Here is a 21,188-nt window from a genome sequence, read left to right on the forward strand (position 1 = left end):
GTGCTCACCGGTGCTTCGCCTTGGGCGGTCGCTGGGGCAGCGGCAGGCCCGCCGGGGCCTGCCAGCGCTCGGGCTCGGGAAAGACCTCGCCCTCGTACTTGCGCCGGTAGGCGCGCCAGGAGGTCGCCCAGGTGTCCGGGTCGCCGACAGCCTCGTCGTCGACGGTGTGGATCGAGCTGCGGTGCGGGGCGGCCCGCACCAGCTCCGCGTCGGTCCGGGCCTCGTGGGCGGTCTGCCTGATCGCCGCGACGTACTCGTCGAGTTCGCGCCGGGAGTAGGACTCGGTCGGTTCGAGGGTGACCGGCTCCGGCACCACGTACGGGTGGTGGCTGGTCCAGTAGTGCATGCCGTGGTCGGCCATCCGCGCGCCGATCTCACCGCTGGTGACGCCGGTCTCCGCGGTCAGCTCCGCCCAGCTATAGCGCACCTGTTCGATGCGGTGCTGTCCCTGCGCGTACGGCACGGAGAGACCGTCGACGTCGGCGAGCGAGGCCAGGACGTAGTTGTTGTTGACGATCGCGGTCTCGGCGACCTGCCGCAGTCCCTCGCCGCCGAGCGCCCTGGCCCACGCGTAGGCGCGGACCAGGTTGGGCACGACGCCGTAGAAGGGGCGGACGGAGGCCGTTGCCGTGGCGCCGCCGTCCTCCCAGCCGAGCCCGTCCTCGCCGCGCACCAGGCGCGGGCCCGGCAGGAACGGGGCGAGCTCGTCCGTCGCGCCGATCGCGCCCGCCGCGGGGCCGCCGCAGGCGTGCGGTGTGGAGAACGTCTTGTGCAGATTGAAGTGGCACAGGTCGAAGCCCGCGTCGCGGGCCCGGGTGATCCCGAGGAGCCCGTTGGCGTTCGCCTGGTCGTACACGCAGACCCCGCCGACCGCGTGCACGGCCTCGACGTACTCCGTGATCCGGGGATTGAAGATGCCCGTGTCCTCGGGGTTGGTGATGAACAGGGCCGCGGTGCGCTGCGAGACGGCCCCGCGCAACGCGTCCAGGTCGGGGAACCCCGTCTCGTCCGGGTAGAGGGTGATGACCTTGTAGCCGGCGGTCCGAGCGGTCGCCGCGTTGGACGGGTGGGAGAAGACCGTGGTGATGATCTCGTCCCGCTGCTCGTGCTCGCCGCGGGCCCGGTGGTACGCCTGCACGGTCTTGACGTTGGCGTAGATCGCCGCGGATCCGGCGCCCGCCTGGAGGCAGACCGCGTCCATGCCGGACACCTCGCGGAGGATGTCCTGGAGCCCGGCGAGGATCTCCAGCGCGCCCTGGACGGTGGACGGGTGCTGGAGCGGGTGCAGCCGGGCGCTGCCCGGTGCGGAGACGAACCGCTCGTTGGCCTTCGGGCTGTATTTCATGGTGCAGGTGCCCTGGCCGATGTCGACGTTGAGGTCGGCGCCGAGGGTCTCCTGCGACAGGCGGAGGTAGTGCCGCAGCACCTGCGACTGCCCGATCCGAGGCAGGGCGGGCGCGTCCGCGCGTCGTACCGCCTCCTCCGGAGCGTCGGCCAGGGCGGTGGCGAGGGCGTCGTCGGTGCCGGGGACCGCGATCCCGCGGTGGCCCCGGTCGTCGAGTTCGAAGATGACGGGTTCGTCCCAGCGGGGGGCGTGGTATTCGCGCCGCAGGCCCTTGCGCGCCTGCCACCGGCCGTCCGCGGCACCGGCCGGGGCGGCCCTGTCTGCGGCCTCGTCATGGATGGTCGCCCGGTCGGTCATCGCAGGATCTCCTTCAGCTCGCCGGCCAGCCGGTCGATGTCGGCGGTCGTGTGCTTCTCCGTCACGCAGACGAGGGCGGTCCCGCCGTCCCCCGGTCCGCCAGTGCCGGAAAGGAGGGACGACGGCAGCTCTGCGCCGCCGAAGATCCCGCGTTCCCGCAGCAGCGCGTCGACCTCGGCGACGGTGCGGCCCGGGTAGCGGACGGCGAACTCGCGCCAGTGCGGGGCGTCGGCGTGCAGCACCTCGGCTCCGGCCTCGGCGAGGCTGCGCATCGCGTACCGGGTGCGGGACGCGACCCCGGCCCCGAGCTCGGCCATGCCGCCGGGTCCCATCAGGGAGAGGTAGACGCCGGCCGTGATGCCCCACAGGGCGGCGGCCGTGCCCACCCACTCGATGCCCTCCTCCCGGCGGGCCAGGGAGGTGCGCTCGTAGGCGACGTCGCAGAACCCGAGCTCGCCGGCCTTCCGGGTCGGCGCGAGGCCGAAGAGCCGGGAGGGGAACTCGAAGACGAACCGCTCATCGTCGTGGGTGGCGATGAACCCTCCGTGCGCCCCGCCGTAGTGGAGACCGAGGCCGAGGGACTGGATGTCACCGCAGACGATGTCCGCGCCCCAGCGGGCCGGCGGGTCCACGAAGCCGAGGGAGAGCGGGTCGGTCCCGCACACCACGATCGCGCCGGCGCGGTGCGCGGCAGCCGCGATCTCACGGGCGTGCCGCTCCAGGACGCCATAGGCGTTGGGGGTCTCCAGGTAGACCGCGGCGACGTCGTCGCCGAGGCGCGCGGCCACGTCCTGCGGCCGGGTCAGACCGGTGGCGGGGTCGACGGGGAGCATGTCGACCGCGAGGACGCCGTCCAGATAGCCCTCGATCTTGCCGAGCTTGTCCGGGAGCACTGCGCCGGTCACCAGCACCCGGGGGCGTCCGGTGATCCGCCCGGCCATCCGCAGGCCGGTCGCGGCGGCCTGGAAGCCGTCGTAGGTGGGGACGTTGACGACGTCCATCTCCAGGAGTTCCGCCATCAGGGAGACGTACTCGAAGAGGGCCTGCCACTTGCCGTGGTCCTCGTAGGCCTCGCCGGCGTAGGCGGTGAGGAACTCGGCGCGGCCGTTGACCTCGCCGCAGACCGCGGGGACCCAGTGGTCGTAGCAGCCCATGCCGAGGAACGACAGGTTCTCATCGACGGTGGCGTTCCGCCCGAGCAGGCCCATCATGTGGCGGGACAGCTCGTACTCGCTGGTCAGCGGCGGCCCGATGTCGAGCGGGCGGCTCATGCGCAGCTTAGCGGGGATCGAGGCGAGGAGTTCGTCGACGTCGGCGACGCCGATCACGTCGAGCATCGCGCGCTCGGTGTCCGCCGCCGCGTTGGGGATGTACGGGTGTGCGGGTGGTGCGCCCATCTGTGTGCCGTGCCTTTCGCGGTCCCAGGTCGGGTGACCCGAGAAGTCAGCCACAGCTTCCCGCCGGTCCGATCTGTACAGAGCAGCGAAGGAGGAAACGCGGATGTACAGGATGTCCAGCGCCCGGCTCGGCGGGGTGTGCTTAGGGTGACGCGCATGGAACTCGACCTACTGCTCACCGATGCCCACGTCGTCACGATGGACGACGACCGCCCCTTCGCCCGCAGTGTCGGGATCTGGCGGGGACGGGTGGTCGGCCTGGACGAGCAGGTGGAGGGGATGCGCGCCCGGCGTGAAGTCCGCGTCGGCGGCGCGACCGTGGTCCCCGGGTTCAACGACTCGCACAACCACATGGCGCAGTTCGGCCAGCGCCTCGGGGAGATCGACTGCAGCGCAGTGCGTACGCGGGACGAACTCCTCGGCCTGATCGCGGCACGGGCGGCCGAGGCGGCCCCCGACGCATGGATCACCGGCTCGGGATACGACCAGACGGCGCTGGGGGGCCATCCGCTCCGCGAGGAGCTGGACCGCGCGGGCGGCGGCCGCAAGGTCCTGCTGCTGCACCGCACGAGCCATCTGCTGGTCGCCAGCACCGCGGTCTTCGAGGCGGTCGGCGCGATGGCGGCGACGTACCCGGACCCGGAGGGCGGAACGGTGGAACGGCATGCCGACGGCACGCCCACCGGCCTGGTCACCGAGCGGGCGATGGCGGAGTTCCGCGGACTGCGCAAGCCGTTCCCGCAGCGCGATCTGATCGACGCGCTCGGCGCCGCGTCCCGCGTCTACCTCGCCGAGGGACTCACCTCGGTCTCCGAGGCCGGCATCGGAGACTCCCCGCTCGTAGGGTCGAGCCCGGTCGAGGGCGGTGTCTACCAGCGGGCCGTCGAGGAGGGCGCGATCCGCCAACGCGTCCAGCTCATGATCGCGATGGAGAACCTGCACACGCTGGCCAGCGCGGACACCGACCCGTTCCGGCGCGGGCTCGACCTCGGCCTGCGCACCGGCCTGGGCGACGAGCGGCTGCGCATCGGACCGCTGAAGATGTTCACCGACGGCGCGTTGATGAGCCGGACCGCGTCGATGACGGCGAACTTCTGCGGCCACGACCACGCGGGCATGATGCAGTTCACGGCCGAGGAGCTCACCGGTACTGCCGTGGACGCGGCCGCCGCGGGCTGGCAACTAGCCGTCCACGCGATCGGCGACCACGCCGTCGATGTGGCCCTGGACGTGCTCGGCGCGGTCGCCCGCGCGGGGGCCCGCCCCGACCCGCGCCACCGCATCGAGCACGCCTCCGTGGTCCGTCCCGAACAGCTCGACCGGTTCGCCCGGCTCGGAGTCATCGCGTCCACCCAGGGCCGGTTCGTCGCCGAACTGGGCGACGGAGTCGCCTCCGTGCTCGGCGAGGACCGCCTGCCGTGGACATACCGGCACGCGTCGTTCGCCGAACGCGGCATCGTGGTCGCCAGCGGCTCGGACCGGCCCGTCGTCGCCGACGGAGGCCCGCTTCCCGCGATCCAGTCCATGGTCGAGCGGCGCACGCCGTCGGGCCGGCTCTTCAACGGCCACGAGGCGGTGCCGGTGCTGGAGGCGCTGCGCACCTACACCGTCGGTTCGGCGTACGCGCAGCGCACCGACCACGAACTCGGCCGCCTCGCCCCCGGCCACCTCGCCGACCTGGTCGTCCTCGGCCGGGACATCACCACCTGCGCGACCGAGGAGATCGGCGGCACGCCGGTCCTGGCCACGGTGGTGGGCGGCGTGGCGGAGTACGACCCGCAGGGCATCTTCGCCTGACGCCTGACGCCTGACGCCTGACGCCTGACGCCTGACGGCGGACTCGGCCGGTCGCGACCCCGGCACCGCGTCGGCGTGGCACCGGAACGCCGTCCCGGCGCGACACCGGACGCCGTCCCGACGGGGCGCGGCGGTGCGGGTACGGAGGCGCGGCACGGCAGCGGCCCGGGCCCGCCGCCGGACGGCGCACCGCCGGCAGCACCGCCCGCTCAGCCGTCGGCCGCTTCACGCTCCTCGAACAGCTCCCGGATCTCCACCGCGAGCCACAGCTCGAAGAGATCCAGTGCCCGCGTCGGATCCAGCCCCGTCAGCTCCGCGACACGGCGCAGCCGGGCGCGCGCGGTGTGCCGGTGCACCCCCAGATGGGCTGCGGCGACCTCGGTGTTCCCGGCGGAGCGCACGTAGGCGCGCAACGCCCCGTAGAGGTCCGTGCCCCGCGCCTCCGGGGTCATGAGCGGGCTGAGAACCTGGTGGGCGTACTCCTGCCGGTCCGCGCCGCTCCCCAGGGACAGCAACGCCCGGTATCCGCCGAACCGTTCCAGCACCACGAACGGCACACCGCGGGTGTCGGCGGAGTGGTAGGCCCGCTCGGCCTGACGCAGCGCCACATGCCCTTCCGCCCGGTGCACCGGGCGGCTCATGCCCGCCCTGGCGATGCCGCACTCTGCGGCCAGCGCCTCCGCCCGGCTCTCGACACCGTCGTCGGGGTCAAGAAGCCCCAGTTGGGTCGTCCCGCCCGCCGAGCGGACCAGGACATCGGCGGCCAGCTCCTGAAGCCCCGCCACGAAGGCCGCCCGGCGCCCCGGGTTCTCCATCGCCGCCGTGGTGATGACCTGCACCCGGGTCACCCAACCGAGTTCGGCTCGAACGAGCCGCTCCTCCACCTCGGACGCCTCTCCGGTGCCGTCGAGAAGGGCGTCGAACGCCTGCGCACGCGTCGCCCACCGCCTCTGCCCGGCCCGATACCGCAGTTCGAGGAGGACTGCGAGCAGGGAGTGGGCCATGGACCGCAGGGCACGGTCGTACTCGGTCCACGCGCCCGGTTTGGCCACGACGAGGATGCCGCGCATGGTCCCCGAGGCCAGCACCGGCACGATGGTCATCGTCCACTCGCCGACGTCCATCGCGACCGACCACGGGGACGAGCTCAGCAGGCGTGCCCGGACCGTGCGGCGCACTTCGGCGAGGTCCAGAGCGGCGCTGCCGCACTCGGCCACGACCCGCATCTCACCGTCGAACAGGACCGAATGCATGCCACTCGTCTCGGCCATCCCCGCCAGCACGGCGTCCGGTCCCTTGACCTGCGCGGCGGCATCCGCGAGATTCCGCTGGGCCAGCAGCGCACGGCGCATCGGCTCCGTGTGTTCGGCGTTCAGCGCGTCCGAGACGGCCTGGATGATCGATTGCAGCCCGGTGTTCTCGGGCACGTGGACCAAGGCCAGGCCGGCCGCGGCGCACCCGGCCAGGAGCACGGCGGGCAGCTCGGGGTGCGGCAGGCTCGCACCGGTGCTCACCCCGAGCGCCGCGACGCCCACCCGCGTCAGGCGCTCGCAGTAGGCGAAGGTTTGCGCCGCGTCCTCGAACCGGTTGAGCCCGGTGGACAGCAGCAGTTCACCGCCGAGCAGCCAGGGCGTCGGGTCCTCCAGTTCGCTCACGTGCGCCCAGCGCACCTCACGGCCGAGCGCGTCGGTCGTCCCGCCCCCGGCCCCGTCGCCGTCGATCAGACCGAGCCCGAGACCCGGCAGCGCGAGGACGTCCTTGAGCGTGATCATGCCTCGGAGTGTGCCACGCCCGTCAAGCCCCCGAGGTGAGCCGGAACCCGCTCGTGATCGCGGCGGACGGCGCACACGTGCCCGGTGGGAACCCGCAACGGCGGCCAGCGCGCGGTCGGCCGCCTCGATCAACTCCGGCAACCCGAGCGCGAGATGGTGCTCATCACCCGCGGCATCGGACCGTGCGGCGACTCGGGTCCGTTCCGCCAGCTCCTCCAGCAGCACGCCGCGGGCCCTATCCGGTTGTCGGCGGACCAGGCTGCGCCGCAGGTGGAAGGCCACCGGCCGCACCGCCGCGTGCTCCTCCCCACGCGGCGGGTACGGCTGACCGGTCAGGTCCGCGACATCCAGCCGCAAGGCGGCGGCCAGGCGCCGCATCTCGTCCTTGCCGTCGTTGCCCCCCAGCCGGGGCAGTCGTCGGGGAGGGAGCCGATGCGTTCCTTCAGTGAGGGCATCCAGCGCACCAGATGCCCCAGGTCGCCGCGGGCGATGCGAACTTCCTCACCGCGGCGCAGCGCCGTGCTGCTACCTCACTGCCGGGGAAGCGGCCGACGGCGTATCGTCCGGCCTCGACGGCTTCCTGGGCGAGCTGCTGCTCGTCGTCGTAGAGGCCGACGGCCTTGGCGCGTTCGGTGAAGGCATTGCGGTCCGTCTCGCCGGTGTAGCCGTGGACGAGCTCGATGCCGTCGACGATCAGCTCGAACCGCTCCAGGACGGCGGTGGTGCCGGGGGCCACCTGCGCGAGCAGGACCTGGGCGGCGGCGCGGGCCCCGACGTCCGCGGCGGTGACCATCACGCCCAGCAGCAGGCCGAGCATGTCGACCACGACGTGCCGCTTGCGCCCGTTGACCCGCTTGCCGTCGTCGGCGCCGACACATCGCCTCGATCGACAACCTCGCCAAGCGCTCAAAGGGCGAGACCACACCAACCTGGCAAAGAACCTGCTAGCTAGGCCATAAGCGGCAATCCGCTCACACTAAACACTCTCTGAGAACTCACATCAGCGTGCCGCCGGGGGCGCTGTGCTCTCGCGGATCACCAGGTGGGTCGGGACGAGGGTGGTGCCGTGGGTCGGACCGTCGTGGCGCATCTTGCGCAGGACCGCCTGGACGCAGAGGCGGCCGACTTCGGCGAAGTCCTGGTGGAGGGTGGTGAGGGGCGGCAGGAAGGAGGACGTTTCGGGAATGTCGTCGAAGCCGACGACGCTGATGTCCTCGGGGACGCGCCGACCGCGTTCATGCAGTGCGCGCAGCAGGCCCAAGGCCATCTGGTCGTTGGCCGCGAAAACCGCTGTGCAGTCCTCGCGTGCGGCGAGTTCCAGGCCCGCCCTGTAGCCGGACTCCGCCGACCAGTCACCCCGCACCAGCGGTGGCACCCGGCGGCCCGCGTGGGTGAGCGTGGCCTGCCAGGCATCGGTGCGGCGCTGGGCGGCGTAGGAGCCCTCGGGACCCGCGAGGTGCCAGACCGTGTCATGGCCGAGCCCGAGGAGGTGCTGGACGGCGGTGCAGGTGCCGCCGGCCTGGTCGGTGTCGACGACCGTGTATTGCTCGCCCGCGTCGGAGTCGGCCACGACCACTTGGACGTGCGGCGGGAGGTTGATGGTGGCCGCATCCAGGAGGTGCACCTCCATGATGACGATCACTGCGTCGACGGCGAGTTCCTCCAGACGAGAGAAGGCGCCGCGCACCTCGTCCTGGGTGGGGACGGCGACCGGCAGCAGGGTCACCGCGTACCCTTCGGCCGCTGCCGAGGTCGCGATCGCCTCCAGGGTGCGGACGTTTCCGGTCGTGGAGAGGGAGAAGGTGATCACTCCGAGGGTACGGAACTCGCCGCGTTTCAGGGCGCGGGCGGCGCTGTTGGGGCGATAGCCCAGTTCCTGCATGGCGGAAAGTACCTGGCGACGCGTCTCCTCGGTGACGCCCGCATAGCCGTTGGACACACGTGAGACGGTCTGGGACGACACGCCGGCCAGTTGCGCCACGTCGGCCATGGAAACCGAGGTGCGGCCCCGTCCGCGCGAACGCCGTCCGCCGGTGGCCGCGGGTGCGGGCGCCTGCTTCGGCGTGCCGCGTGTCGTATCCATTCCCTGCCCCCTTCTTGTCATCGCTCTGGCCACGAACTCCCCGGGAGACCCTTGACCCGCGTCATCGGGGGAGTGTAAACATGCCGCCATCAAATGTTTACGTAAACATACCAGCTCGCTTCTTTTTTGGCCGGTGATGTTTACGCAAACATCACCGATGACGTCGCATAGCGAACTGTGCGGTGCTGCAGGTTCCGTGAGTGGACGAGCGAGGAACGATCATGACGACGCTGCAACCGCCGGCCGCCGAGCCGCGGCCGGCCCCGCCTCCGGCGAAACGGGACCGCCGCTCCTGGACGGGATGGGGCTTCATCGGTCCGTTCGTAGCCGTCTTCGCTCTGATCTTCCTGGCCCCCATCACGTACTCGATCTACCTGAGCCTCTTCCGGGACAAGCTCATCGGCGGCAACCAGTTCGTCGGCCTGGACAACTACACGCAGGCCTTGCAGGACGCCCAGTTCTGGGCGGCCGTGGGCCGGGTGGCGCTCTTCCTGGCGGTCCAGGTGCCAATCATGCTGGGCATCGCCCTGCTGGTGGCACTGGCGCTGGACAGCGGGCGGCTGTACGGCAAGAACTTCTTCCGGATCACCATCTTCATGCCGTACGCGGTGCCTGCCGTGGTCGCCACCTTGATGTGGGGCTTCATGTACGGCACCAGGTACGGCCTGGTGGGCGACATCAACGACGCGTTCGGCATCAAGCTGCCCGACCTGCTTTCCCCCGACTGGGTCCTCGCGTCCATCGGCAACATCGTGACCTGGGAGTTCGTCGGGTACAACATGCTGATCTTCTACTCGGCCCTGCGGGTCATCCCCACCTCGCTGTACGAGGCGGCGGAGATAGACGGTGCGGGTCAGTGGCGGGTGATCTCCTCGATCAAGCTGCCCGCGATCCGGGGCGCGATCGTCATCGCGACGATCTTCTCTATCATCGGCAGCTTCCAGCTCTTCAACGAGCCGAACATCCTGCGTCCGCTGGCGCTCAACGCCATCACCACCGACTACACGCCGAACTTCTACACGTACGTGTTGTCCTTCAACGGCCAGCAGCACAACTACTCCGCGACGGTCGCCATCATCATGGGCGTGATCACCATGGTGATCGCCTATGTCGTGCAGCTGCGCGGTATGCGCAAGGGGGCGTAAGCCGATGAGCACCTCTGTCACGACCGCCTCCCCCGCCAAGAGCGCCGATGCCCCGCGCCTCAGGGCGCCGCGCAAGCACCTCCCGGGCAAGCCGAAGCGCAGTGTGCTGATGACGGCACTGATGGCTCTGATGGCCCTCTATACCGTGGTGCCGCTGATCTGGCTGGTCATCAACTCCACCAAGACCCAGGCAGGCTTGGGCGACTCCAGCGGGCTGTGGTTCGCCCACGACTTCGCCCTGTGGGACAACGTCCGCGACACCTTCACCTACCACGACGGCATCTTCGGACGCTGGCTGCTGAACACCCTGCTGTACGTGGTGCTGGGCGCGGGTGGCGCCACTCTGCTGGCGGTGCTGGGCGGCTATGCGCTGGCCAAGTTCGACTTTCCCGGCAAGCGTGCGATTTTCGCCGTGGTGATCGGCGCAGTAGCGGTGCCGGGTACGGCGCTGGCAGTGCCGACCTTCCTGATGTTCAGCAAAATGGGGCTCACCGACACCCCGTGGGCCGTGATCATCCCGTCGCTGGTGTCGCCGTTCGGCCTCTACCTGATGTGGGTGTTCGCCGCCGAGGCGATCCCCACCGAGTTGCTGGAGGCAGCCCGGATGGACGGGGCCGGCGAGGCGCGGACCTTCTTCCAGGTCGCGCTGCCGCTACTCGCCCCCGGAATCGTGACTGTGCTGCTGTTCACCACGGTCGCCACCTGGAACAACTACTTCCTGCCGCTGATCATGCTGAAGGACGCGGAGTGGTACCCGCTGACCCTGGGCCTGAGCGCCTGGAGCTCGCAGGCGCAGACCATCGGCGGCGACGTCATCTTCAACCTGGTGATCACGGGCTCCCTCCTCACCATCCTGCCATTGATCGCTGCCTTCCTGCTCCTGCAGAAGTACTGGCAGTCCGGTCTCGCCGCCGGAAGCGTCAAGGAGTGACGCGAGCGGCACCCAAGCACCCCATGTGAGAAACACCCGCATCACCCCACCCTCACTGTCCCACCCACGAAGAAGTGGAAGCACCATGCGCAGAACAACGGGCCGCATCCTGCGCGGCATTGCCCTCGTCTCCGCCCTCGCTCTGGGCGTCACCGCCTGCGGCGGCTCGGACGACGACTCCGCACAGAAGGCGGTCTCCGCCGGGGACATCCAAAAGGCCCTGGACAAGGGAGGCGAGATCACGGTCTGGGCCTGGGAACCCACCCTGAAGACCGTCGCCGCGAACTTCCAGAAGAAGTACCCGAAGGTCAAGGTCAACCTGGTCAGCGAGCGCTCCAGCGACAAGCACTACACCGCGCTGTCCAACGCGATCTCGGCCGGCAAAGGCGTCCCGGACGTCACCCAGGTCGAGTACTTCGCGCTCGGCCAGTACTCCCTGACCAAGGGGCTGACCGACCTGGCCCCGTACGGCGCCGACAAGCTCGCCTCGAAGTACACGGCCGGTCCGTGGAACGCGGTCAGCGACGGCGACAAGATCTACGGCCTGCCGATGGACTCGGGCCCGATGGCGCTGTTCTACAACAAGGCGGTCTTCGACAAGTACAAGATCGCCGTCCCGACCACCTGGGACGAGTACGTGGACGCGGCCCGCAAGCTCCACAAGGCCGACCCGAAGGTCTACATCGCCAACGACACCGGTGACGCGGGCTTCACCACCTCCATGCTCTGGCAGGCCGGCTCGCGCCCCTACAAGCTCGACGGCACCAAGGTCGGCGTCAACTTCGACGACACGGGCGCCAAGAAGTTCGAGGCGGTCTGGCAGAAGCTGATCGACGAGAAGCTGCTCACCCCGGTCACCAGCTGGACCGACGACTGGTACAAGGGTCTCGGCGACGGCACGATCGCCACCCTGGCCACCGGCGCCTGGATGCCCGCCAACTTCGTCACCGGCGTCCCGAACGCCAAGGGCCAGTGGCGCGCGGCGGCGATGCCGGCCTGGACCAAGGGCGACAAGGCGAGCGCGGAGAACGGCGGCAGCTCGCTGGCGGTCCCGACGCTGAGCAAGAACGGAGAGCTTGCCTACGCCTTCACCGAGTACGCCAACGCCGGTGACGGTGTCGCCACCCGGGTCGCCGAGGGCGCCTTCCCCGCCACCAAGGCAGAGCTGGAGTCGGCCTCGTTCCAGAGCAAGAAGTTCGATTACTTCGGCGGCCAGGAGGCCAACAAGATCTTCGCCGAGTCCGCAGCGAACGTGACGAGCGACTGGAAGTACCTGCCCTTCCAGCCGTACGCGAACTCCATCTTCAACGACACGGTCGGCAAGGCGTACGTCTCCGGTACCACGTTGGCCGACGGCCTGAAGGCATGGCAGGACGCATCGGTCAAGTACGGCGAGGAGCAGGGCTTCACCATCGCGAAGTAACCCGCTAACAGCTCGAACGCAAGGCGGCGCGGCTGCTGGCGGCGCCGCCCCCTGCACCACCTTCGGAAGGACCTTCATGATCTCCACCCTCCACTGCCGCACACGGCGCGGGGCGGACGGTGACCTCGCCCCACGTCTCGCCTTCGGTGCCGACTACAACCCTGAGCAGTGGCCCCGGGAGGTGTGGGAGGAGGACGTCCGGCTGATGCAAGAGGCCGGGGTCACCGTTGTCTCCGTGGCAATCTTCTCCTGGGCACGCCTGCAGCCGGGTCCCGACGAGTGGGACTTCGGCTGGCTGGACGAGGTCATGGACCTTCTGCACTCCGGCGGCATAGACGTCGACCTGGCGACCGCTACCGCCTCCCCGCCGCCGTGGCTGACCACGGCCCACCCGGAGATCCTGCCGGTCACCGCGACCGGCGAGACCTTGTGGCCGGGGGCCCGACAGCACTGGCGGCCCAGCTCCCCCGTCTTCCGCGAGCACGCCCTGCGCCTGGTGCGCGAGATGGCGACCCGCTACGCCGACCACCCGGCGCTGGTCGCCTGGCATGTCTCCAACGAACTGGGCTGCCACAACGTCTACGACTTCTCCGACGATGCGGCCCGCGCCTTCCGGAGCTGGCTGCGCGCCCGCTACGGCACTCTGGGTGCCCTCAACCACGCCTGGGGCACGGCGTTCTGGTCGCAGCGCTACACCGACTGGGAGCAGATCCTGCCCCCGCGCCTGGCAGCGTCGCACCCGAACCCGACTCAGCAGCTGGACTTCAAGCGGTTCTCCTCCGATGCACTGAAGGACTACCTGCGCGCGGAGCGGGACATCCTGAAGGAGATCACCCCGGACGTCCCGGTCACCACGAACTTCATGGTGATGGGCGAGACGAAGGGCATGAATTACGCGGACTGGGCGGAGGAGATCGGCTTCGTCTCCAACGACCACTACGTCCACCCCGGCCCGCAGTCCCGCGACGAGCTGTCCTTCTCCGCGAACCTCACCAGTGGCATCGCGGGCGGACGGCCCTGGTTCCTGATGGAGCACTCCACCAGCGCCGTCAACTGGCAGCCGGTGAACGTGGCGAAGCGGCCGGGCGAGCTGGCCGGGGACTCGCTGCTGCATGTGGCGCACGGCGCGGACGCCGTCTGCTTCTTCCAGTGGCGGCAGTCGGCGGCGGGCGCTGAGAAGTACCACTCGGCGATGGTCCCGCATGCAGGCGCCGACAGCGAGCTGTTCCGCGCGGTTGCCGCGCTCGGTGCCACACTCACATCCTTGGCCCCGGTGGCCGGTTCGAACCGAGAGGCCGCGAAGGTCGGGATCGTCTTCGACTGGGACTCCTGGTGGGCGAGCGAGCAGGACTCCCACCCCACCTCCCTGCTGAACTACCGGCAGGAATGCCTGGACTGGTACTCGGCGCTCCTCGCGCTCGGCGTGCGTGCCGACCTGATCACCACGAAGAGCGACTTCGCGCGCCACGACGTGCTGATCGCGCCCGTCCTGCACGTGGTCCCGGCCGATCTCGCCAATGAGCTGACCCGCTACGCCCAGCAGGGCGGACACCTGATCACTACGTACTTCTCCGGCGTGGTCGACCAGAACGACCACGTCTGGCTCGGCGGCTACCCCGGCGCCCTGCGCGACCTGCTCGGCTTCCGCGCCGAGGAGTTCGGCCCGCTGCTCGCCGACGAATCTGTGTCCCTGGACGACGGCTCGACCGGCACCCTGTGGACCGACCGCATCACCCTGACCGACGAGCGGACCGAGGTCCTCGCCCGCTACGACTCCGGTAGCCAGGTCGGGCGGCCGGCCGTGACCCGCCGTACGACGGACGCCGGTTCGGCGTCATACGTCTCGACGCGCCTCGGCGTCGAGGGCCTCACCGCCCTGCTGCCGCGTCTGCTCGAGCCGACGGGTGTCGAGAGCGAACTTCCCGACGAGGCTCGCGGACGCGTCGAGCTGGTCGTCCGCAGGAACGCCGAGGAAAGGTTCCTGTTCCTGGTGAACCGGACCGGCGACGCCGTGACACTCCCCGGGTTCGCCGGTGACGTGCTGTACGGCACGGCCGGTGACGGCGGGCTCGTCCTCGGGCCACGCGAGGTCGCCGTGGTGCGCCGGCCGCTGGTCTGACCTACTCCCCCGTTTCCCTCCGTACATGAGCTCCCCAGGCGGCACATTGCCCGCCCCGGGGCCACCCGCAGCGTTTCCACATTCTCAGTTGGGAGCACACGATGCCACGCCGTACCCACAGCAGACGGTTCCTGGGGGCCGCGTCGATGACCGCGCTGGCGACCGGAGCAGCACTGCTTTCCGTCCCGGCGCCGCCCGCACTGGCCGACACGGCCACCGCGTCGGTCACAGTCCAGCCGGACCCTTCGTACAAGCAGGACAAGTTCGAGGGCTGGGGCACCAGCCTGGTCTGGTTCGCGAACGCCACCGGCGACTACCCGAAGGAGATCCGCGAGAAGCTCGCCGATCTGCTCTTCGACGACGACGGTCTGGCGCTGAACATCGCGCGTTACAACATCGGCGGCGGCAACGCCCCCGACGTGAAGGACTATCTGCGTCCCGGTGGTGCGGTGGAAGGCTGGTGGAAGGCGCCGGCGGGAACGACACGCGCGGACACCGACTGGTGGAACCCCGACGACCCGGCCCACTGGAACGACAAGGCGGACGCCACCCAGCGCTGGTGGGCCAAGCGGATCAAGAACGACATCGACCACTGGGAGACGTTCTCCAACTCCCCGCCCTGGTTCATGACCGTCAGCGGCTATGTCTCCGGTGGATTCAACGCAGGCGTCGACCAGTTGAAGGAGAGCTCGGTCGACGACTTCGCCGCCTACCTCGCTGGGGCGACGAAGCGGCTGGAGAAGTCCGAGGGCATCAAGGTCGACACGATCGACCCGTTCAACGAGCCGATCGGTCACTGGGGCACACGTCTGGACGCGGACGGCAATCCGGTGGCCCGTCAGGAGGGCGCGGACATCGGACCCGAGCTGCAGCAGAAGGTGGTCGCGGCGCTGGAGCCCGCCCTGAAGAAGGCGAAGGTCAAGGCCGGCATCTCGGCGATGGACGAGTCCACCCCCTGGGGGTTCGCGACGACCTGGAACTCCTACTCGCAGGCGTCCAAGGACCTCGTCGGCCGGATGAACGTCCACACCTACAACACCGGACAGCGCACCACGGTCCGTGACCTGGCCAAGGCAGCCGACAAACCGCTGTGGATGAGCGAGGTCGAAGGCGACTGGGGCGACGGGCAGAGCTTCACCGACATGCGCCCGGGGCTGGGCCTGGCGCAGCACATTGTGAACGACCTGCGCGAGCTGGAGCCCAAGGCGTGGGTGTTCTGGCAGCCGGTCGAGGACTACGACAACATGAAGCCGGGCGGCGAATTCGCCAAGGGCGGCAACTGGGGCTCCGTCCAGATTCCGTTCAGCTGCACGTCGGCCGACACCCTGAAGACCTGCCCGATCTACACGAACACGAAGTTCGACACCGCCCGGAACTTCACGCACTTCATCAAGCCCGGCGACAGCCTGATCAAGGTCGACGACACCTCCAGCGCCGCGGCCGTGACGAAGAACGGCAAGGGTGCCTCACTGGTCCATGTCAACTCCACGACCGCGCCCCGCGCGGTGACGATCGACCTGTCGAAGTTCGGGGAGATCAAGCGGGACGCAGCGGTCACCCCGACCGTCACCGACGCGGCCGGCAAACTGGTCAAGCAGGCGCCCGTCAAGGTCGTCGACGGCAAGGCGACGTTCACCGTCCCTGCGCAGTCGGTGACCTCGTTCGCCGTCAAGGGCGTCTCCGGCGTCGCGAAGAACGCAAGTCTGTTCAGCACGGGCAAGTCGTACACGATGACCGGTGTTCAGAGCGGCAAGGCGATGACCGTCGACGCAAACGGCACGAACCTGGTCATCAACTCGACGAACAGCACGGTCGCGCAGGAATGGCGGCTGGAGGCGAAGCACGGCACGACGGGCAACCGTCAGCGGTACGTCTTTGCCAACCCGGCCGAGGGCAAGCGGCTCACCGTACGGGACAACGTGCCGGTGATCGAGGCCGATACGGGTGAGCGGAACCCGGCGGCAGAGTGGATCCTGTCGACCACGGGCGACGGCACATGGACGCTGGTGAACGTGGCGACCGGGCAGCTGCTGGAGGTCGGCGGCCAGGCAACGAACGAGGGCGCAGCCGTCACGACATGGCAGGCCAACTCCGGTTCCAACCAGCGCTGGCGGTTCACCGAGGTGAGCTGACCAGCGCGTGATGGGGTCGCCCGCTGTTGGCGATATGGCGTCGCGGGTCCTGCCTTCGCCCCGCCGGGTGTGATCCGGCGGGGCGAAGCGTTGCCAGCTGGGAGACTCGTGTGCGACCTGAAGTGTGTCGGTGAGCCAAGCGTCGATGCGGTCGCACGGAAGGCACCGACGACGGCGAACGCGGCGCCGACCACAGGCAAGCCCTTGCCCTGGACATCGCTGATCAGAACCCGGGTTCCCCACGAAGAGACGACGACATCGTAGATGTCGCGGCCAATGAGTCTGTCCTCCTGCACGGGCTCGTACACTCTTTTGGCTGCGCCACTACAACACAGGCCGCCGCCAATCCCGCCTCGGACACCGACCCCCGCGTCCGCAGCGGCCGCGAGAACCCCGCCGAAGACCAGGCATGACGGCGACGACGGCGAGGGCACCGTGGAGGTCAGGGACGGGACGTAGGTGCGGGTGAGTGGGGCAACCGCGGGGGCACTGCGGTTCAGCGAGGAACGCGCCCCGGCGGCCTTGACGCGGTTCCGGTTGCAGGTGATCGATCCCAAGAGGGCGTACTGGCGGCGCGGGGTCGAGGCCACCATCTGGGACTTGCTGGGAGTGGATCTGGGAGGAAGTTGGGACGCGCTTGAGACGCCAGCCTCCGAGGAGGCCAAGGCCAGGACCCGGCACAGAAGGTCGGCCAGGAGGTCGGCACCTCCTCCCAGCAGCGAACACGCGAACTCCGGTCCGAGTAAAGGAAATTTGCGAAAGCACAGCAAACGCGAATAGGGCGGATCGCGCGTCCGGCTCGCCGAGGACTCCATCGACGTAGAAGTACGGGCCGCGCAGGCCGGACACGCAGGGTCTTCCAGATCAGGCTCCGGACGCGACGCCGGCCGTCGCGCCCGATGACCTGCGCGGCGAGAAAGTCCGCCTACCGCACGTGCACGGGCTGGAAGGACTCAGCCGGCAGTGTGGGGGCGACGTCAGGACAGAGACCGGCGACCCCGCACGGCGCTCAAGCGTCCCTCATGTGCCCTTGGCGTGGTCGAGGGCGTTGGCGAGCTGGTCGTGGGTCATGGCGGAGCGCCCGCGGATGCCGGCCTTGGTGGCCTTCTCGTACAGCTCGGCCTTCGTCAGGGACCGAAGAGATCCGCTCTTGGATGTGCTGGTGGCGCGCTTCTTCGGGGCCTTCTTACTGCGGGCTGCGTGCGATGTGCTGGCCTTCTCGCCCGTGTTCTTGGGGGAGCGGGCTCGCTCGACGCTGGCGCGCAGGGCTTCCACGAGGTCGACGACGTCGGTGGGCTGTGCGGCCGGCTCGGCCTTCTCCACCGTCTCGCCCGCGGCCTTGGCCTCGATCATCGCCTTGACCTTCTCCTGGAAGGTGTCATGGAAGGCCTCGGGATCCCAGTCGGTGGTGAGAGCGTCGATGAGCTGGTGGGCCATCTTCACCTCGGCCGCGGTCGGCTCCGTCTCGCCCGGCAGGTCGGGGACCTCCTGGTGGGGATCGCGGATCTCGTCCGCCCAGTGGAGCGGCCCGCCGGACACCGCCGAGTCGGCCTGTCCTCCGCGTCGGCCTGCCCGGGACGGGCCCGGGGATCCGCAGGCCGCAAATGATCGTGCGCCCGGCAACCAGCGGGCCGATGCCGGCCCGGTCCTCGCGGGTCAGCGGCCGAGTGCGTAGCGGATCAGGCGGGAGCGGGCGGTTTCTTCGCTGGTGCCGAGTGCCTGGCCGATGGTGGTCCCAGGAGGGGCCGTCGGGGGCGAGGCCAGCGCCGGTCTGAAACCTGGCAGGAACCGGTGCCTCGACACCTTGGCCACCAACTGCGTCCACCCCCGTCCAGGCACTGCTTGGTGAGGGAGCAGGCCAGGTAGGCCCGCGGGCAGGCCGCGTTGGTCTCCAGGCCTCGTCTGCCCGGGGCGGACGTTGACCGGTTGCTGTTGCGGTGCGCCGGGCGGGGTCAGGGAGGTGTGAGGGTGTCGAGCCGGGCGGTGAGGTCGGGGTGGGCGGCGGCCAGGTGCGGGCGGGCGGCGGTCAGGGGGGCGATCAGGTCGGCGGGATCGTCGTGGGCGAGGGCCGCGTGGAGCTCGCTGATCGGGCGGCGGGCGGCGGGGGGAAGGTCGGTGAGTGCGGTGATCTGGCTGGCGAGGCGGCGCAGGTCGGCGGCGTTGCGGCGGGCCCAGGCGGCGGTGCTGCGGTCGGCGGCCCGGGCCTGACGGGTGGCTTGGACACGCTGCTCGCCGGTGGTCCCGGCCGGGCCGGGACGGCCGCGCAGGTAGCGGCGTTCGGCGGCCTGGCGGCTGGCGACGCCGAGGGGGTGGGCGAGGTCGGCCCAGCTGGCTCCCGCGTCGCGGGCCGTTTCGATCAGGCCGGTCTCCCATACGGCGAGCTGCTCGCGTACCTGCCGCAGCAGCGACAAGGAAGCCAGGGCCTGTTCCGGACCGGGGGCGGGGGCGTTCGGGGTCTTGTGCTGGGCTTCGCGCAGGGCGGCGTCTATGGCGTTGAGGGCCGCCGCGGCGGCAAGGAACGACACCGGGCTGTGGGTGTCGGTGCGGGACAGGGACGGCTGGTCGGCCGGGGTCACGGACACCTCCCTCGGGTTGTCATCAGGCTGACGACATCGTGTTTGTCATCCATTGGATGACATGTTACAACGGTGTCAGTGAGGCGCATTGGCAGTAACTGCCTGAACCTGCTGGAGGTGTTTTCACGATGTTGATGCGCACTGACCCCTTCCGTGAGCTGGACCGGCTGGCGCAGCAGCTGATGGGCCCGGGCACATGGTCCCGGCCGTCGGCGATGCCGATGGACGCCTACCGCGAAGGCGACCAGTACGTGGTGGCCTTCGACCTGCCCGGCGTCACCGCAGACGCGCTCGACATCGACGTCGAGCGGAACATGCTCACCGTCAAGGCCGAGCGCCGGCCGGTGGCGAAGGCCGACGACGTGCAGATGGAGCTCTCCGAGCGGCCGCTGGGCGTCTTCTCCCGCCAGATCGTGCTCGCCGACACCCTCGACACCGAGCACATCCAGGCCGACTACGACGCGGGCGTGCTCACCCTGCGCATCCCCATCGCCGAGCGCGCCAAGCCCCGCAAGATCTCCATCGGCGTCGGCTCCGGCCACAAGGAGATCTCCGGCTGACACCGGCCGGACTGGTGCGGAGGACGGGCACCTGATCTCCCCCCTCACCCCGCCCTCCGCACCACCCCGTGGGCAGTCCGAAGGACAAGAAGGGGTGGCGGCCGAGATGACTCTGCGACGCGAAGCGTTCCTCGACCACGTGAAGGAACGCGGCGAGTACGGCACTGTGGAGGAAGCCGAGCGCGCGGCCCGGGTGGTGCTCGCCCTGCTCGGCGCGCACTTGGTCGGCGAAGTCCGCTCCCAGCTCGCGGCCCGCCTGCCGGAGGACTTCGCCCTGATCCTCCTCAACCCGCTGCAGAGCGCCGAACCGCTGTCGCCGGAGCGGTTCGTGCGGGCGACCGCAGCCTGGATCGAGGGCGCCACCGAGCAGACCGCGACGTGGGACGTCAGCGCCGTCCTGTCCACGGTCGCCGACACCGCCGGCGACGACCTGCTGGGGCAGATCCTGCTCCAGCTCCCCGCCGGCTACGACCTCCTCTTCGGCCGCCCCCAGCCCACCTGACCACTAGCTCGGTGCCGCGCACCGGCACCGCTCCACCCTGGCTTCACGAAAGGCATGCACCGCAGTGATCACCGACGTGCGCGTACCGTCTGAGCACCAGCAGCCGTACGGGACGGCGTACGAGCAGATGCTGGAGAAGGTCCGCTACGAAGGCGCCTACCCCACCCGTGAGAAAGCCGACGAAGCCGTCGGCCTGGTCCTCGCGGGGCTGGGACGCCAGCTGGCCGGCGACGAACGCGTCGACCTGGCCGCCCGGCTGCCCCTGGAGGCCGCACGCGTCCTGACCGCGCAGGTCCCCGGCACCCAGCCCCTGACCGGCTGGGCGTTCGTCAAGGACCTCGCCGCCCGCTCCGGCGCCTCCCTGGCCACCACCCGCTGGGACACCGGCTCCGTCTTCTCCGCCGTCGCCGCCTATGCCGGACCCGACCTCATCACCCGCATCCTGCGCCAGCTCCCCTCCGGCTACGCGCTGCTGTTCGGCCGCGCCGAACTCACCCCCGCCGCGTAAACGGGCACCCGGCACCCGGGGCCGCAAAAGGCCCCGCCCAGATCCCCTCTGGCCGGGCCCGTAAAGGCGGAAGTCCCCGATCCGCCGCGATCAGGGGACTTCCGCCCTGTCGCGTACAGCGCGTGGAGAAGCACCCCGACCGCAGCAAGCCGGCTGCACGGTTCACGGTCGCGTTCCATGCAGAACACGGCCACGGACCTTCCTACAGCCAACTGTGCACTGGCCTGGGATGGGAATTGCGCGGAGCCTGCGCTCCCTCATTGTGAGTTGGCTCCTGACGAACGGATGGCTCACTGACACCACGCCCGTGCCGTGGGCACTCAGGCCGGTTCACCTGCCGCAGCAGGAGGGCAAGTCCCGGCGCGGGCCAGCAGGTGGCGTACGAGGGCGACTACCTCATCGGGAGTGAAATCCATCGCGTTCTCGCCCACGGTGACCTCGAAGCTGCATCGGGCGGGATCCGGACCGGACCGGACCCGGCCCCAGAGCTGGATACCGTGCTCGGCGAGAAGGGCGGCGCCAGCCTGCTCGACGGCCCTTC

At 70.0% G+C, this 21,188-nt stretch carries 16 protein-coding genes and 1 pseudogene; 9 read left to right on the plus strand and 8 right to left on the minus strand.

The genetic code is table 11. The features are described 5' to 3' along the window. Window positions 1–4: 4 nt before the first annotated feature. Together gcvPB and gcvPA are read right to left on the minus strand one after the other, a co-directional pair. Window positions 5–1,702 carry an aminomethyl-transferring glycine dehydrogenase subunit GcvPB gene (gcvPB, locus tag AMK22_RS32755; RefSeq protein WP_073791022.1) on the minus strand — a complete coding sequence of 566 codons (1,698 nt, stop codon included), beginning with the start codon at window positions 1,700–1,702 and terminating at the stop codon, window positions 5–7. Beyond that, a complete protein-coding gene (gene gcvPA, locus AMK22_RS32760; protein ID WP_073791041.1) occupies window positions 1,699–3,099 on the minus strand; it encodes an aminomethyl-transferring glycine dehydrogenase subunit GcvPA in 1,401 nt (466 codons plus the stop codon). Before gcvPA ends, gcvPB begins: the two co-directional genes overlap by 4 nt. A 156-nt stretch (window positions 3,100–3,255) precedes the next feature. On the opposite strand from gcvPA, the gene AMK22_RS32765 reads away from it, so the two are divergent. Further along, window positions 3,256–4,896: an amidohydrolase gene (locus tag AMK22_RS32765; RefSeq protein ID WP_073791023.1), complete on the plus strand. Its 1,641-nt coding sequence runs from the start codon at window positions 3,256–3,258 to the stop codon at window positions 4,894–4,896. Between the two features lie 209 nt (window positions 4,897–5,105). Here the strand turns inward: AMK22_RS32765 and AMK22_RS32770 are convergent, their stop codons facing one another. From AMK22_RS32770 to AMK22_RS32785, 3 genes are all read right to left on the minus strand, one after another. Next, window positions 5,106–6,668, minus strand: a complete 1,563-nt coding sequence (locus tag AMK22_RS32770; protein WP_158072106.1) for a PucR family transcriptional regulator — start codon at window positions 6,666–6,668, stop codon at window positions 5,106–5,108. A gap of 442 nt (window positions 6,669–7,110) precedes the next feature. After that, window positions 7,111–7,578 carry a transposase gene (locus AMK22_RS42480; protein ID WP_158072107.1) on the minus strand — a complete coding sequence of 156 codons (468 nt, stop codon included), beginning with the start codon at window positions 7,576–7,578 and terminating at the stop codon, window positions 7,111–7,113. A 90-nt stretch (window positions 7,579–7,668) separates the two neighbouring features. Beyond that, window positions 7,669–8,658: a LacI family DNA-binding transcriptional regulator gene (locus tag AMK22_RS32785; protein ID WP_073791042.1), complete on the minus strand. Its 990-nt coding sequence runs from the start codon at window positions 8,656–8,658 to the stop codon at window positions 7,669–7,671. Window positions 8,659–8,972: 314 nt separating this feature from the next. On the opposite strand from AMK22_RS32785, the gene AMK22_RS32790 reads away from it, so the two are divergent. The 5 genes from AMK22_RS32790 (at window position 8,973) to AMK22_RS32810 (ending at window position 16,501) form a co-directional block, all read left to right on the plus strand. After that, window positions 8,973–9,896 (plus strand): carbohydrate ABC transporter permease, encoded by a 924-nt coding sequence (locus AMK22_RS32790; RefSeq protein WP_073791025.1) that lies wholly within the window; start codon window positions 8,973–8,975, stop codon window positions 9,894–9,896. 4 nt (window positions 9,897–9,900) lie between these two features. Continuing rightward, window positions 9,901–10,827 carry a carbohydrate ABC transporter permease gene (locus AMK22_RS32795; protein ID WP_073791026.1) on the plus strand — a complete coding sequence of 309 codons (927 nt, stop codon included), beginning with the start codon at window positions 9,901–9,903 and terminating at the stop codon, window positions 10,825–10,827. Between the two features lie 85 nt (window positions 10,828–10,912). Next, window positions 10,913–12,250 carry an ABC transporter substrate-binding protein gene (locus AMK22_RS32800; protein WP_073791027.1) on the plus strand — a complete coding sequence of 446 codons (1,338 nt, stop codon included), beginning with the start codon at window positions 10,913–10,915 and terminating at the stop codon, window positions 12,248–12,250. Window positions 12,251–12,326: 76 nt separating this feature from the next. Then, a complete protein-coding gene (locus AMK22_RS32805) occupies window positions 12,327–14,369 on the plus strand; it encodes a beta-galactosidase (RefSeq protein ID WP_073791028.1) in 2,043 nt (680 codons plus the stop codon). Window positions 14,370–14,470: 101 nt separating this feature from the next. Beyond that, a complete protein-coding gene (locus AMK22_RS32810; protein WP_073791029.1) occupies window positions 14,471–16,501 on the plus strand; it encodes a glycoside hydrolase in 2,031 nt (676 codons plus the stop codon). Window positions 16,502–16,647: 146 nt separating this feature from the next. Here the strand turns inward: AMK22_RS32810 and AMK22_RS41435 are convergent. The 3 genes and pseudogenes from AMK22_RS41435 to AMK22_RS32820 form a co-directional block, all read right to left on the minus strand. After that, a pseudogene (locus tag AMK22_RS41435) lies at window positions 16,648–16,809 on the minus strand (serine/threonine-protein phosphatase); the annotation flags it as partial. 712 nt (window positions 16,810–17,521) lie between these two features. Beyond that, window positions 17,522–18,040: a hypothetical protein gene (locus AMK22_RS32815; RefSeq protein WP_073791030.1), complete on the minus strand. Its 519-nt coding sequence runs from the start codon at window positions 18,038–18,040 to the stop codon at window positions 17,522–17,524. 413 nt (window positions 18,041–18,453) lie between these two features. Continuing rightward, complete coding sequence (locus AMK22_RS32820; RefSeq protein WP_073791031.1) at window positions 18,454–19,077, minus strand: type III effector protein; 624 nt, start codon at window positions 19,075–19,077, stop codon at window positions 18,454–18,456. Window positions 19,078–19,205: 128 nt separating this feature from the next. On the opposite strand from AMK22_RS32820, the gene AMK22_RS32825 reads away from it, so the two are divergent. From AMK22_RS32825 to AMK22_RS32835, 3 genes are all read left to right on the plus strand, one after another. Continuing rightward, window positions 19,206–19,637, plus strand: a complete 432-nt coding sequence (locus AMK22_RS32825) for an Hsp20/alpha crystallin family protein (protein WP_073791032.1) — start codon at window positions 19,206–19,208, stop codon at window positions 19,635–19,637. A gap of 106 nt (window positions 19,638–19,743) precedes the next feature. Further along, the gene (locus AMK22_RS32830; RefSeq protein ID WP_073791043.1) at window positions 19,744–20,139 is read left to right on the plus strand and encodes a DUF2267 domain-containing protein; all 396 of its coding nucleotides are present in this window, start codon (window positions 19,744–19,746) and stop codon (window positions 20,137–20,139) included. A gap of 64 nt (window positions 20,140–20,203) precedes the next feature. Continuing rightward, entirely contained in the window at window positions 20,204–20,647 is a 444-nt protein-coding gene (locus tag AMK22_RS32835) for a DUF2267 domain-containing protein (protein WP_073791033.1), read from the plus strand. Window positions 20,648–21,188: the final 541 nt, after the last annotated feature.

This window comes from Streptomyces sp. CB01580 (genome assembly GCF_001905795.1).
Lineage (GTDB): Bacteria > Actinomycetota > Actinomycetes > Streptomycetales > Streptomycetaceae > Streptomyces.